Origin of the sequence: Neisseria sp. P0014.S002, assembly GCF_051958295.1 — a bacterium.
In the GTDB taxonomy this organism is placed as follows: domain Bacteria; phylum Pseudomonadota; class Gammaproteobacteria; order Burkholderiales; family Neisseriaceae; genus Neisseria; species Neisseria flavescens_B.
On record NZ_JBQCVO010000065.1, the window covers coordinates 1 to 278 of the forward strand.

At 57.9% G+C, this 278-nt stretch carries 1 rRNA gene; it reads right to left on the bottom strand.

The annotated features are described in order from the left end of the window. Positions 1-278 (bottom strand): 16S ribosomal RNA (locus ACTHSX_RS10625); the annotation flags it as partial.

Consider the following 278-nt stretch of genomic DNA (forward strand, 5'->3'; position numbering starts at 1 on the left):
GGTTAAGCCGAGGGATTTCACACCCAACTTTCAGCGCCGCCTACGCACCCTTTAAGCCCAGTGATTCCGAATAACGTTCGTACGGTTCGTCTTACCGCGGCTGCTGGCACGAACTTAGCCCGTACTTCCTCCTAGGATAGGTCAAATTCCGCTCTTCACGGAACCTTCCTCCCCTACGACAGCGGTTTACAACCCGAGGGCCTTCATCCCGCACGCGGCATCGCTCGGTCAGGCTTTCGCCCATTGCCGAAGATTCTCGACTGCAGCCACCCGTAGGC